The sequence below is a fragment of the Diaphorobacter nitroreducens genome (assembly GCF_002214645.1).
GTDB lineage: Bacteria > Pseudomonadota > Gammaproteobacteria > Burkholderiales > Burkholderiaceae_C > Diaphorobacter > Diaphorobacter nitroreducens.
On record NZ_CP016278.1, the window covers coordinates 2,805,944 to 2,819,485 of the forward strand.

At 67.7% G+C, this 13,542-nt stretch carries 9 protein-coding genes; 3 read left to right on the plus strand and 6 right to left on the minus strand.

Translation table 11 applies throughout. The features are described 5' to 3' along the window. Nucleotides 1–23: 23 nt before the first annotated feature. From BA022_RS13105 to BA022_RS13125, 5 genes are all read right to left on the minus strand, one after another. On the minus strand, nt 24–1,469 hold the full coding sequence (locus BA022_RS13105; RefSeq protein ID WP_012655469.1) for a NarK family nitrate/nitrite MFS transporter: 1,446 nt from the start codon (nt 1,467–1,469) through the stop codon (nt 24–26). A gap of 19 nt (nt 1,470–1,488) precedes the next feature. Further along, entirely contained in the window at nt 1,489–2,796 is a 1,308-nt protein-coding gene (locus tag BA022_RS13110; RefSeq protein WP_012655468.1) for an MFS transporter, read from the minus strand. 146 nt (nt 2,797–2,942) lie between these two features. After that, entirely contained in the window at nt 2,943–3,614 is a 672-nt protein-coding gene (locus tag BA022_RS13115) for a response regulator (RefSeq protein WP_088887766.1), read from the minus strand. Continuing rightward, entirely contained in the window at nt 3,611–5,527 is a 1,917-nt protein-coding gene (locus BA022_RS13120; RefSeq protein WP_088887767.1) for a type IV pili methyl-accepting chemotaxis transducer N-terminal domain-containing protein, read from the minus strand. The genes BA022_RS13115 and BA022_RS13120 overlap by 4 nt, the downstream gene beginning before the upstream one ends. 170 nt (nt 5,528–5,697) lie before the next feature. Next, entirely contained in the window at nt 5,698–8,139 is a 2,442-nt protein-coding gene (locus tag BA022_RS13125; protein WP_088887768.1) for an adenosylcobalamin-dependent ribonucleoside-diphosphate reductase, read from the minus strand. A gap of 289 nt (nt 8,140–8,428) precedes the next feature. On the opposite strand from BA022_RS13125, the gene BA022_RS13130 reads away from it, so the two are divergent. Continuing rightward, nucleotides 8,429–9,283 carry a ChaN family lipoprotein gene (locus BA022_RS13130; protein ID WP_088888619.1) on the plus strand — a complete coding sequence of 285 codons (855 nt, stop codon included), beginning with the start codon at nt 8,429–8,431 and terminating at the stop codon, nt 9,281–9,283. A gap of 27 nt (nt 9,284–9,310) precedes the next feature. Here BA022_RS13130 and BA022_RS13135 read toward each other — a convergent pair whose 3' ends face one another. Then, a complete protein-coding gene (locus tag BA022_RS13135) occupies nt 9,311–11,683 on the minus strand; it encodes a putative bifunctional diguanylate cyclase/phosphodiesterase (RefSeq protein WP_418236090.1) in 2,373 nt (790 codons plus the stop codon). On the opposite strand from BA022_RS13135, the gene purU reads away from it, so the two are divergent. Together purU and BA022_RS13145 are read left to right on the plus strand one after the other, a co-directional pair. After that, nucleotides 11,684–12,532 (plus strand): formyltetrahydrofolate deformylase, encoded by an 849-nt coding sequence (gene purU / locus BA022_RS13140; RefSeq protein ID WP_011803889.1) that lies wholly within the window; start codon nt 11,684–11,686, stop codon nt 12,530–12,532. Between the two features lie 24 nt (nt 12,533–12,556). Further along, nucleotides 12,557–13,477: a LysR substrate-binding domain-containing protein gene (locus BA022_RS13145; protein WP_012655462.1), complete on the plus strand. Its 921-nt coding sequence runs from the start codon at nt 12,557–12,559 to the stop codon at nt 13,475–13,477. The last annotated feature ends 65 nt before the right edge of the window (nt 13,478–13,542 follow it).

Here is a 13,542-nt window from a genome sequence, read left to right on the forward strand (position 1 = left end):
GGAAATCGTTGTAGTGGCGTGGCTCAGCAGGGCATCTCTGCATGCTTGCGAGAGTAGTACCACCAAGTGATGATGATGCAGAGAACATAGAAAACGGCAAACATCCACAGCGCGAATTCGGGACCGCCCGTCGCGGCGATGGAGCTGCCATAGCTCTTGGGAATGAAGAAGCCCCCGTAGGCGCCCAGCGCTCCGGCGAAGCCCACCGCGGCCGCGCCTTCGGTGTTGCCGTCCTTGATGGCCTGGGCGCGCGATGCTTCGTCATCGGTGCGCAACTCGCGCAGCTTCTGGGCCAGAAAGATCACGGGGATCATGCGGAAGGTGGAGCCGTTGCCGATGCCGGTGGTGAAGAAGAGCACCAGGAACATCAGGAAGAAGCCCGTGAAGCTGCCTTCAGCCGGGCCAAAGGGCAGCGCAAAACCGCCCGAGCCCTTGGGCAGGAAGAATAGAACGCCTACCACGGCCAGCGCCATGACGAGGAAGTTCCAGACCGTGACCCGGGCACCGCCCACCTTGTCGGCCAGCCAGCCGCCGAACGGACGCACCACGGCGCCCACCAGCGGACCCAGCCAGGCGTAGGCCAGGGGGTTGACTTCAGGGAAGAGCGCCTTGATCAGCAGCGGAAAGCCCGCGGCAAAACCGATGAACGAACCGAAGGTGCCCAGGTACAGCACGCACATGATCCAGTTGTGCTTGCGCTTGAAGATGGCCGCCTGCGCGGCGAAGCTGGCACGCGCATCGGCAATGTCGTTCATGCCGAACCAAGCCGCCACCGCGGCCAGTGCGATCCAGGGCACCCAGATGAAGGCGGCGTTCTGCGCCCACACCATTTGCTCCTGGCCATTCTTCACGATGGTCTGGGGCTCCCCGCCAAAGATACCGAAGATGCCTGCCGTAATGACCAGCGGGCTCAGGAACTGCACCACCGACACCCCCAGGTTGCCCAGGCCGGCGTTCACACCCAGCGCGGAACCCTTGCGCTCCTTCGGGAAGAAGAAGCTGATGTTGGCCATGCTGGAGCTGAAGTTGCCGCCGCCCAGGCCGCACAGCAGCGCCAACAAAAGCATGGTGGGGTAGCTGGTGGTGTTGTCCTGCACCGCATAGCCGATGCCGATGGCGGGGACCAGCAGCGACGCGGTGGACAGCGCAGTCCAGCGGCGGCCGCCGAAGATGGGCACCATGAAGGAATAGAAGATACGCAGCGTGGCGCCGGACAGCGCCGGGGCGGCAGCCAGCCAGAACAGCTGGTTGGTCGAATACTTGAAACCCAGTGCCGGCAAGTTCACGGCGACCACACTCCAGACCTGCCAGATGGCGAAGGCCAGGAACAGTGCGGGCACCGAGATCCAGAGATTGATCTTGGCGACAGCCTCGCCCTCTCGCGCCCAGAAGGACTTGTCCTCGGGGGTCCAGAGCGTGAGCACCCGGCCTTTGCGGCCGCTGCCTTGCGAAACGGTGTTGGTGGACATGTGGGATCTCCGGTGGGGATCAGTGGGCAGCCGGGGCGGCGTTGTGAGACTTCATCACGTCGGTGCGGCGCACCTCGGTGAAATACATCCAGATCAACGAAACCCATACCACGCCGTACATCAGCATGAAGGCACTGGAGCGGATGCCCGTCCAGTCCATGAGCATGCCGAACAGGATGGGCAGGATGAAGCCGCCCATGCCGCCCGCCAGGCCCACGATGCCGCTGATGGCGCCGATGTTCTTGGGGTAGTCGTCGCTGATGTACTTGAACACGCTGGCCTTGCCGAAAGCCCAGGCGATGCCCAGGACGAACATCAGCGCGGTGAACATGTATACGTTCAAGCCGACGTGCAGGGTGGTGGGTCCGTTGACGGTCTGGATGGTGAAGTCGGTCTGCGGGTAGGACAGCAGGAACAGGCAGATCCAGCTCACCCACATCACCCACCAGGTCACGGAGTGCGCACCGAACTTGTCGGACAGCACGCCGCCAATGGCGCGCAGCACGCCACCCGGCAGCGAGAAGCAGGCTGCCAGCAGCGCCGCCACACGGATGTCGAGGCCGTACTCACCGACGTAGTACTGCACCATCCACAGGGAAAGCGCCACATAGCCACCGAACACGATGCTGTAGTACTGGCAGTACTTGAGCACCTTGGGGTCCTTCAGTGCCTTGAGCTGTTCGCCAAAGGACACGTTGCTGGGCACCAGGTGTGCCGGGTCGCTGTGGCTGAACAGCCAGAACAGCACCAGCGTACCGAGCATGATGGCGGCATACACATGCGGCACGGCCGCCCACCCGAAGGCCACCAGGATCACGGGCGCCACGAACTTGTTCACGGCCGCGCCCGAGTTGCCCGCGCCATACACGCCCATGGCCGTGCCCTGGCGGTGCTTGGGGAACCACCGGGCCACGTAGGGAGTACCGACCGAGAACGAACCGCCGGCCAAACCGACGAACAGGCCGATCACGAGGAAATGCCAGTATTCGGTGGCGTAACCCATCATCCAGATGGCGGGAACGGTGGCTGCCATGAGCAACGCCATCACGATGCGGCCGCCGTAGCGGTCGGTCCAGATACCCAGCGGCACGCGCACCAGCGAGCCCGTGAGCACGGGCATGGCCGTGAGCAGGCCGAACTGGGTGGAGCTGAGGTTCAGCATCTTCTTGATCGGGATCCCGATGACGCCGAACATCATCCAGACCATGAAGCAGACGGTGAAGGCGAGCGTGCTGACGATGAGCACTGACCAGGCTTTGCGGGTATGGCGTGGATCTTCGCCGATGGTTGAGGCGCTCGGCGCGGCGCGCTGGGGCAGTTGAGCCATTGCAGATGTCCTCTCTTGGGTACGGTGCAATGGTCCCGCAACTGGCCGTGCCTGCACATCCTTCGCTGGGACACCGCGGGCGGTGCAAAAGGACGAGGGCGGCCTATGCCGCCCTACTCCCTAAGAACTATGCCGGGCTCTGGGGGTTATTCCGTGAGGCGGTGGCGGTCCGAGGCGTAGACCGCCGCCTGCACGCGCGAGGACAGTCCCAGCTTGCGCAGAATGTGCTGCACATGGATCTTCACGGTGGTCTCGGCAATGTCGAGCGCACGTGCGATCTCCTTGTTGCTGAGACCGCGCGCAATCTCGCGCAACACGTCTTCTTCGCGCGGCGACAGCACCGACGCGGGCTCTTCCTCTTCGGGCAGGGGCTCGGGCGTGGGCGCCCCCTGGGACTGGAACGCCGCCACCAGCTTGCCCATCATTTCGGGGCTGACCACCGGCTCGCCGCGTGCAGCCCGCCGTATCGCCTGCGCAAGCAGGTCACCGTCAATGGACTTGAGCAAATACCCCTGCGCGCCGTTGCGCAAGGCGGCCGCCAGATCCTGCCCATCTTCGCTCACCGTGAGCATCAACACGCGGCTGCCCTGCGACGCCTCGCGCAGGCCGGCGATGGCGTCCACGCCGCGCACACCGGGCAGGTGGTTGTCCAGCAGGATCACGTCGGGGCGCAGCGCAGGCAGCAGACGCAATGCCTCCGCGGCGTCCCCGGCCTCGCCCACCACGCGCAGGTCCGGCTGCTGGGACAGCAGCGCCACCAGTCCGCGGCGCAGCAAGGTGTGGTCATCGATCAGGAAAAGCGTGGTGGGAGCATTCATGCGGCGGCGGAAGAAACAAGGGAGAGGGGCAACGCAGGCTCCTCGCGGGTGGTTGGTGGCAGCTCCAGGACTACGCAGGTGCCACCGCCGCCGGGGCGCGAAACCAGCTCCAGATGCGCACCGATGCGCTGCGCGCGTTCACGCATGATGCCCAGGCCCACATGCAGCGAATCGGGTGGCACGCTGTCCGGGTCGAACCCGCGGCCATCGTCCTGCACCTCGAAGCGCCAGCGGGGGTGGCGCTGCACCCGCAGCTCCACACGGCGTGCATCGGCGTGCTTGCGCACGTTGGACAAGGCCTCCTGCAGGATGTGCAGCACCTGGATCTGCACGTCCTGCGCCAGCGGCAGGCCGTGCCCCGCCATGCTCAGCGCCGTGGCCGCGCCGGTCTGGTGTTCGAACTTCGAGAGCGTGGCGCGCAGCGCCGCTTCGATGTCCTCGTCCTGCGTGCGCGTGCGAAAGTGCACCAGCAGCTCACGCACGTCGGCATAGCATTCGCGCACACCGGTATCCAGCTCCGCCATGCTGCGGTCACGCGCCTCGGTGTTGCCCTTCGCCACCGCGTCGCGCAGCAGCTGGGTTTGGATCTTGAGAAAGGCCAGCGACTGCGCGATGGAGTCGTGCAATTCGCGCGCAATGAGGCTGCGCTCCTGCGCCACCGCTGCCTCGCGCTCCAGCGCCGAGGCGCGCAGGCTTTCCATGGAAGTGGCCAAGTGATGCGCCATGGTGGACAGCAGCTCGCGCATCTCCGCCGACAGCTCCAGCGGACTGCGATACAGCAGCGTGACCTCGCCCAACAGGCGCTGGTGCATCTGCACCGGGATACTCACCACCGTCTCGAAGCCGGCCTCGCGGCAATGCGGCAACTGCAGGCCCCCGGCAGGCATGATCGGAATCACACGCATGCGCGCCTGGCCCTGCGCCTGTCCGCATTCGCAGGCGCCGGTGACCACGCAGTGCTCATGTTCCACCAGCGACTGGGGCAGCCCGTCGGAGGCCAGCAGCACGTAGCGCTCGTTGGCTTCGTCCGACCAGCGCACGGCCGCCGCGTCGCACCCCGCCACGCGGCGGATCTGCTGCACGAAACCCTGGGTCAACTCTTCCAGGCTCCCCGCCTCCGCCGCAAGGGCGCTGACCGCATACAACGCCGCCAGGCGCTGGTTGCGCACTTCGATGGTGGCGGTCTTTTCGCGTACCTTGCGCTCCAGGTCCTCGTGCGAGGTCTGCAGCGCATGGGCCATGAGGTTGAAACCCGCCGTCAGCTGGCCGAACTCGTCGTCTGCTTCCACCTCCAGGCGCGTGCCCAGGTCGCCCTTGCGCAGCCGCGCCAGGGCCTGTTGCAGCCGCGTGACGGGGTTGAGTACGAGCAGGTAGCTCAGCGCCATGAAGGCCACAGCCGAGCCGATGGCCAACGCCACCATGAACAGGTGGAACAGATGCAGCACCGCCGTGAGGCGCACGATCTGGATCTCGATGGCCTCGACGAAGCTGTCCAGGTCCAGCACGAAGGCATCGGCGCGCGCCACGGCCGAGGCGGTGCTTTCATAGCGCGCGGCGGCTTTCCAGTCGTTTTCGATGAGCAGCCACTGCCGGCGGATGTGTTCGTAGCGCTCGCGCGTGTCATCGCTCCAGGGCACGAACAGCGGCCGGGCGGGGTCACCCGTGCGCAGCAACTCCAGCCCTTCGTTGAAGCGCGCTTCCAGCCGCGCAAATTCCTGGGGCGACTCGTTCTGCTGGGCCAGCACCATGCGCAGCATGTTCATGCGCAGGCGACCCGCCTCGTTCACCGCAGCGGCGCCCCCCTCCAACTTCCAGGTCACCCACAGCGTGAAGCCGATGGATGCCAGCGCCACCAGCAGGAACACCGTGCCCATGGCCAGCAGCTTGGTGGACAGCGTGGACTTGTTGCGCATGGCGGCAGTGTAGGCACGCGCTTTTGAAATGTCTTGATGGAAGTCAAGTTTGCTCAAGCCTACGGCCGCGGCATACAAGCGAAAACATGCTTCCGCGCGCTACCATCAAGCGCAAACAGCTATCATATTGATAGTGAACGCCCTGATGTTGCCAGGGCGTTCCGGTCTGCTCAGCCGCAGCTGCCCAGGGCGCCGCACTGGGTGCAGTAGTCGCAGCCGTCCTTGCGGATCACGGCGTGGGCACCGCACTCATTGCACTTCTTGCCGGCCATGGCCGGAGGCATGCCGGTCGCGGGCGCTGCGGCGGGCTCGTCCAGCGGCAGCACCTGCTGCTGCGGCATGGCACGCTGGGCCAGGATGTTCTGCACGGCATACGCGATGGCGGCCACCTCGGAGTCGTGCCACAGCGGCACGTGGGTGCCGTCGGCCTTCTGGTGCGTGCCCAGGCGCACGGGGCCACGGTCCCAGGCGACCTTGCGCATGTCGGACAGCGCGCGCTCCAGGAAGCCGCCGCGCGCGGCCAGCGACAGCAGGCGCATGCTGGAGGTGATCCACTGCTGCGATTCGCCGCTCTGCCCCACGGGCATGAAGAACTCGATGGCGCGGTCCACCGTGCCGCCGCGCCCGTCAGGCACGGGCAGGAAGGAGACGATCAGGTACAGCGTCTTGTGGCCTTCCTGCGTCCAGTACTCCAGCTTCTCCGCCACGGCCGACAGGCCGCCTGTGGGACGGCTCTCGATCATGGTGCGCATGGGGTCCACCACCACCGGGGCGGGCGCGGCCTCGGGTGCGGCGGCGGGGGCCGGTGCTGCGGCGGGCGTGACTTCCAGCACGGCGCCCAGGATGCTGTTGGGCCGGTAGGTGGCCAGGCCCTTCAGGCCCGAGTGCCAGGCCTGCATGTACAGGCCCTTGAAATCGGCGTAGGGGTAGTCCTCGGGCACGTTCACGGTCTTGGAGATCGCCGTGTCCACGAAGGGCTGCACGGCCTCCATCATGGCCACGTGGTCGGCGGCCGCCATGTCCATGGCGCTCACGAAGTACGCAGGCAGATGGTTCACGTCGCCGCCCAGCGTCTTGTACAGACGCCAGGCGTAGTCCTCCACCACGTACTCGCTCTTGCTGCCGTCGGCCTCGCGCTTGCGGCGCGTGTAGCTCCAGGAGAACGGCGGCTCGATGCCGTTGGAGGCGTTGTCGGCGAAAGCCAGACTCACCGTGCCCGTGGGCGCGATGGACAGCAGATGGCTGTTGCGGATGCCGTGCTTGCGGATGGCCTTCTGGATGTCCGCGGGCAGGCGGCTGGCGAAGGTGCCCTTGGCCAGGTAGCCATCGGCGTCGAACTTGGGGAATGCGCCCTTTTCCTTCGCCAGTTCCACCGACGCGCGGTAGGCCGCGTTGCGCATGCGCTCGGCGATCTGTACCGCCATGTCGCGCCCTTCCTGGCGGTCGTAGCGCTTGCACAGCATGGCCAGCGTGTTACCCATGCCCGTGAAGCCCACGCCGATGCGGCGCTTGGCCGCCGACTCGGCCTGCTGCTGCGGCAGGGGCCAGAAGGTCACGTCCAGCACGTTGTCCAGCGCGCGTACCTGGGTGGCCACGGCCTGCTCGAAGGCATCGAAGTCGAACGACGCCTCGCCATGCAGCCCAAACGGGTTGCGCACGAAGCGTGTGAGGATGATCGGGCCCAGGTCGCAGCAGCCGTAGGGCGGCAGCGGCTGCTCGCCACACGGGTTGGTCGCCTGGATGGTCTCCGTGTAGTGCAGGTTGTTGTCGGTGTTGATCTGGTCCAGGAACAGGATGCCGGGCTCAGCGAAGTCGTAGGCCGACTTCATGATCGTGTCCCACAATTCGCGCGCGCGCACCGTGCGGTACACCCACTGGCCGTCGGCACGCTGGTGTGCGCCCTGGGCCTGCAGCTCCGCACCGGGCGCGGCGCCATGCACCAGCTCCCAATCACGGTCCTGCTCCACCGCCTCCATGAAGGCATCGGGCACGCCCACGGACACATTGAAATTGTTCCAGCGGCCCGGCGTACGCTTGGCGGTGATGAAGTCCAGCACGTCCGGGTGGTCGATGCGCAGCACGCCCATCTGCGCGCCGCGGCGCGCGCCCGCACTCTCCACCGTGGAGCAGGACTGGTCGAAGACGTTGATGTAACTGCAGGGGCCCGAGGCCATGGAGGCCGTGCCCTTCACCAGCGCGCCGCGCGGGCGGATACGCGAGAAGTCGTAGCCCACGCCGCCGCCGCGGCGCATGGTCTCGGCGGCCTCGCGCAGGGCCTCGTAGATGCCGGGGTAGCCCGCGTCGTCCACGCCCTGGATGCAGTCGCCCACGGGCTGCACGAAGCAGTTGATGAGGGTGGCCTGGATGTCGGTGCCGGCAGCGCTCATGATGCGCCCCGCCCCGATGGCGCCGGCACGCAGGTTGTCCAGGAAGCGCGCCTCCAGGGCCTGGCGCATGTCCTCGCGCTCGACCGAGGCCAACGCCCGCGCCACGCGGCGGAACAGATCCTCGACATCGCTCTCGCCGTCTTTGAAGTATTTCTCCTTCAGCACATCCATGCTGATGGGTTGTGTAGACAGGGCGGGGGCAAGGTCGGTGATTTCACGCTGCATGGAGGGGCTCCGAAAGGATCTAACTGACGTGCACGCCGCGACCCAAGCGCGGCGGCAATTCTCGATTTTCACACCGCGCGGGACGCTTCGCCGCGAACCTTACATGAAGACCCTGCGAAGTCGTTGTCGCCTCGGCGGTTACGCGGCCGTGCAGCCCAGTTGTGCCCTCCGTTTCCTGTAGCACGCCAGCCGCCCGTGGCGCGGCCCGCCGCAAATTACGGCCCAAAGCGCTCCTCATGCAAGTCGCATTTACGCCCGGTTGCAATGCCGCCACGTCCTACCATTGGGCATGCCAACCCTACCGCTGTACCGCTTTCTGTTCGCCACGCTGGCTCTGGCATTCGCCGCCGGCTGTACCACACTTCTGGAGCAGTCGGCACCAACCACCGCGGGCAACGCCGCCTGGGACGCCCAACTGGAGCGCTGGCCGCCCGTGGACGCCCTGCTGCTGGGCGAGCAGCATGATGCCGCCGCCCACCAACAGTGGCAGCGGCACACGGTCCAGTGGCTCGCCGCGCGCCAGCGCCTTGCGGCCCTGGTGTTGGAGATGGCGCCCGAAGGCGCGGGCACCGATGGCCTGCCGCCGGACGCGGACGCTGCCCAGGTGCGCGCCGCGCTGCAATGGGATGAACAGGCCTGGCCCTGGGACCGCTATGCGCCGGTGGTGATGGCTGCCGTGGCCGCGGGCGTGCCGGTGCGCGGCGGTAACCTGCCGCGCAGCCAGATGCCGCAAGCCATGCGCGACGCGGCGCTGGACACGCACCTGCCTCCCGCCGCGCTGGCGCGCCAGCGCACCGCGATCGAGGAGGGCCACTGCGGCCTGGTGCCGGCGCAGCGGCTGATGCCCATGGTGCGCATCCAGTTGGCGCGGGACGCCCGCATGGCGCGCGCAGTGCAGGCCGCCCACCGCCCCGGCCGCACGGTATTGCTGGTGGCGGGCTTCGGCCATGTGCAGCGCAGCCTGGGCGTGCCCACGTGGCTGCCGAGTGATTTCACGTCAAAAGTGGCAATAGCCCAAGCGGGACAAGCGCGAGAAGCTATTGAAAGCGAAGCGGATTACATCCACCGCACGCCGGCGCTGACGCCCCACGACCCGTGCGCGGAGCTGCGCGAGCGCTGGCCCGGCCCGCCGTCCGCGCCGTAGCGGACGCCGGCCCCAGCCCGCGCTCGCTCAGCCCGCCATGCCGTTGTGCGCCTGCAGCAGCCGGGCGAACTCCTCCGCCGGCAAGGGACGGCTGCACAGGTAGCCCTGGTAGGCGTCGCAGCCGCGCTCGCGCAGGAACGCCAGCTGCTGCGGCGTCTCCACCCCCTCGGCCAGCACCGACAGCCCCAGGCTGTGCCCCATGGCAACGATGGCAGCGCTGATGGCCATGTCGTCGGCGCTGCGGGGAATGTCGCGGATGAAGCCCTGGTCGATCTTGAGCACGTCGATGGGAAAGCGCTTGAGGTGCGCCAGGGACGAATAGCCGGTCCCGAAGTCGTCCACCGCCATGCGCACGCCCAGCTGCTGCAGGCGTTGCAGCACGGCGCGGATCTCGTCGGGCCGCTCGGCCAGCACCGACTCGGTCAGTTCCAGCTCCAGGCAGCGGGCCGGGAAACCGCTGGCCTTGAGCGCCTCGGCGGCGCAGGCGGCCACGTCGGTCAACTGGAACTGGCGCGGCGAGAGGTTGATGGCCAGGCGGATCTCCGGCAGGCCGTCGGCGCGCCAGCGTTGGCCCTGCTCGCAGGCGGCGCGCATCACCCACTGGCCCAGCGGGCCGATCACGCCCGAGGTCTCGGCCACGGGGATGAAGCGCGCGGGCGAGATCATGCCCTCCTGCGGGTCCAGCCAGCGCACCAGCGCCTCGGCCCCCATGATCCGGCCGGTGGCGATGCATACCTGCGGCTGGTAGTACAGCCGCAGGTGCCCCTGCGCCAGAGCCACGCGCAGCCGCGCCTCGATTTCCAGGCGCTCGCGCGCGGCCTGGATCAGCGATTCGTCAAAGAAGCAATACGCGCCGCGCCCGCGGGCCTTGGCGCCGTACACCGAGGAATGCGCGCCCTGTAGCAGCGCCTCGGTGGTCCGCGCATGCGCGGGGAACATGCAGATGCCCACGCTCACGCCCACCACCACCTCGATGCCATCGGGCGTGCACCATGGCGTGCTGGCCGCGGCGATCAGGTGCCGCGCCACGGCTGCCGCGCCGTCCGCATGGCGCAGGTGGCGGGCCAGCACGGCGATCTCGTCGCCGGCCAGCCGCCCCAGCAGATCGCCCGGGCGCAGGCTCTGCTCCACCTGGCGGGTGATGTGCCTGAGCACCTCATCGCCTACGGCGTGGCCATAGCTGTCGTTCACGTCCTTGAAGCGGTCCAGGTTCAGGAGCAGCAGGGCCATCTGCTCGCCGCTGTCCTGTGCCTGGCGCACGGCGCTGTCGAGCTGCTCGCCAAACCAGGCGCGATTGGGCAGGCCGGTCAGCGGGTCGCAGTGCGCCAGAAACTCCAGGCGCTGGTGCTGGGCCTTTTCCTCGGAGATGTCGGTGAACATGCACACGTAGTGCGTCACCGCGCCGTCCGCGCCGCGCACGGCCGAGAGCGACATGCGCTCCGGGAACACCTCGCCGTTCTTGCGCCGGTTCCAGATCTCCCCCTGCCAGTGGCCCGTCTGGCGCATGGTGTCCCACATGGCCTCGTAGAACGCCGGTCCGTGCCGCCCCGACTTGAACACGCGCGGGTTCTGGCCCAGCAACTCTTCCTCGGTATAGCCCATGAGCCGCGTGACGGCCGGGTTGACCGAAAGGATGCGGCCGTCGGCATCGGTGACCACCACGCCTTCGATGGTGTTATCCACCACCGTGGCCGCCAGGCGCCAGCGCTGTTCGCTGAGCGCCTGCGCGTCGCGCGCGGCATGCACTTCGCGCAGGGACTGCAGTACGCACACCAGGTGGTCGGGCTCGCTCTCCAGGGCCAGCACATGGCTCACGGTGCACAGCACGGGCAGCTGCGATCCATCGCGCTGGTTGCGGCACCAGCGCTCGCCCTGGTAATGGTCGATCTCGCCGGCGCGCAGCCGCTGCAGTTGCCGCTGTGCCCAATCGCTGTCGTGCGGGCGCACCAGCGTGCGGAAGTCGACCTGCGGCAGCGGCTCGTGCGGCGCCACGCCCAGCCATTCACGCAGGCGTTCATTGGCCCACACCAGGCGGCCGTCCATGCTCAGCCGCGCCATGCCGGCGGGCGCGTGGCGCAGCACCTGCTCCACCCGGCGCGCCAGGGTGCGCCGGCTCCCGCCCCGGCGCCAGCGCAGCAAGAGCCAGCCCAGCAGAGCACCCGCCAGCACGGCGTCCAGCCCGCTCTTGTACTGCAGCAGGGTCTGCAGCGCCTGCGGCTCCAGGGGCAGATACTGCAAGGCGGCCGCACCCGCCCAGGCCCAGGCCGCACCCATGGCAACAACGGCCAGCGCCAACATCCAGCGGCCCTGCAGGGGCCTCCACGAGGGCCTGCGGCCCGCGCCTTTACTCAGCAATCCACACTCCTGAAGGGGCCTCGCGTGCTGCGACAATCGCAGCATATGACCCATTCCTACATCCTGACACTGTCCTGCCCCGACCGGCTCGGGCTGGTGCACGCCGTCTCCGGCTTCCTGCTGGACCACGGCGGCAACATCGAGGAAGCCGCTCAGTACAACGACCAGGGCACCGGCCTTTTCTTCATGCGCGTGCAATTCGCATGCGAGTCCACCGACGAAGCCACCCTCAAGGCCGAACTGGCCACCTTTGCCGAAGAGCACAGCATGCGCTGGAGCCTGCATGCCACCAGCGCGGCCATGAAGACCGTGCTGATGGTCAGCAAGGAAGGCCACTGCCTCAACGACCTGCTGTTTCGCTACAAGAGCGGTCTGCTGCCCATCGACATCCGCGCCATCATCAGCAACCACCGCGACTTCTACCAGCTCGCGGCCAGCTACAACATCCCTTTCCACCACATCCCCGTCACCGCCGCCACCAAGGCGCAGGCCGAGGCCAAGCAGTACGAGATCATCCAGGCCGAGGGGGCCGAACTGGTGGTGCTGGCGCGCTACATGCAAGTGCTGTCCAACGACCTGTGCACCAAGCTGTCGGGCCGCGCGATCAACATCCACCACAGTTTCCTGCCCAGCTTCAAGGGCGCCAAACCCTATTACCAGGCGCATGACCGCGGCGTGAAGCTGATTGGCGCTACCGCCCACTACGTGACGGCCGACCTCGACGAGGGGCCGATTATCGAACAAGATGTTACAAGAGCAGATCACACGGATACCGTGGAAGATCTCACCGCCCGTGGACGCGACACCGAAAGCCAGGTGTTGGCGCGCGCCGTGAAGTGGCACAGCGAGCACCGCGTGCTGCTCAACGGCCACAAGACCGTCGTCTTCCGCTGAACCCGCCCTGCCCCACACGCCGCCATGGCCACGCAATCCCTTTCCATCGCGGCCAAGGCGGCCCTGGACGCCGCCAGCCTGCGGCGCATCCCGCCCATCCAGTGCCTGCTGACCTTCGAGGCGCTGGCGCGCCTGCGCAGCGTGACGCAGACGGCCGATGAGCTGTGCGTCACCCCCAGCGCCGTAAGCCACCGCGTCAAGCAGCTGGAGCAGATCCTGGGCACGCGGCTGTTCGGGCGGGCCGACTTTTCCCTGACCACCGACGGCAGCGCCTATCTGGCCCATGTGCGCGAGGGGCTCACCGCGCTGCAGCGCTTCCCAGGCACGGCAGTGGCGCCGGGCAAGCGCCGGCTGAAGATCGCGGTCACCCCCACCTTCGCGCGCGCCTTGCTCATCCCGCGGCTGCGCCAGTTCACCGAGACCTACCCCGAGATCGACCTGGCCCTGCAGGTCTCCATCCCGCTGCTGGACGTGGTGGCGGAGGACGCGGACCTCGTCGTGCGCTACGGCCCCGGCCACTACGCCGACATGGAGCATGTGGAGATCGCACGCGACGTGCTCACGCCCCTGGCCTCGCCCGGCTTCGTGCGCGAGCACGGCCCCTTCGAGCGCCCCGAGGACCTGGAAGGCCTGCCCCTGCTGCGCAGCCCGCTGGAGCCCTGGCGCAGCTGGTTCGCGGCCGTGGGCCTGGCCTGGGCCGAGCCCAACGAAGGCTCGCAATTCAACGACGTGGGCCTGATGTGCGACGCCGCCGCGGCGGGCATGGGCGTGGCCCCGGTACGGCTCAAGCTCGCCGCGCCCTGGCTGGACCAGGGCACACTGGTACGCCTGTTCGACACCGACGCCCCCAGCCCCTACGCGCACTACCTGTGCTGGCGCACCGGCACCATGGACCGCTGGGAATGCGCGGCCTTCGCGGACTGGCTGCGCCGCACGCTGGGGTAACCCCGCAAGCGGCGCGGCCGTGCGCAAGCCAATTTCTATAAGCCAAATCAGGCTCTAGCGCTTAT

Coding starts and splice junctions, on each gene's coding strand:
- BA022_RS13110 (WP_012655468.1), bottom strand. CDS start 2,796: ATGGCTCAACTGCCCCAGCGCGCCGCGCCGAGCGCCTCAACCATCGGC.
- purU (WP_011803889.1), top strand. CDS start 11,684: ATGACCCATTCCTACATCCTGACACTGTCCTGCCCCGACCGGCTCGGG.
- BA022_RS13105 (WP_012655469.1), bottom strand. CDS start 1,469: ATGTCCACCAACACCGTTTCGCAAGGCAGCGGCCGCAAAGGCCGGGTG.
- BA022_RS13125 (WP_088887768.1), bottom strand. CDS start 8,139: ATGCAGCGTGAAATCACCGACCTTGCCCCCGCCCTGTCTACACAACCC.
- BA022_RS13115 (WP_088887766.1), bottom strand. CDS start 3,614: ATGAATGCTCCCACCACGCTTTTCCTGATCGATGACCACACCTTGCTG.
- BA022_RS13120 (WP_088887767.1), bottom strand. CDS start 5,527: ATGCGCAACAAGTCCACGCTGTCCACCAAGCTGCTGGCCATGGGCACG.
- BA022_RS13145 (WP_012655462.1), top strand. CDS start 12,557: ATGGCCACGCAATCCCTTTCCATCGCGGCCAAGGCGGCCCTGGACGCC.
- BA022_RS13130 (WP_088888619.1), top strand. CDS start 8,429: ATGCCAACCCTACCGCTGTACCGCTTTCTGTTCGCCACGCTGGCTCTG.
- BA022_RS13135 (WP_418236090.1), bottom strand. CDS start 11,683: ATGCTGCGATTGTCGCAGCACGCGAGGCCCCTTCAGGAGTGTGGATTG.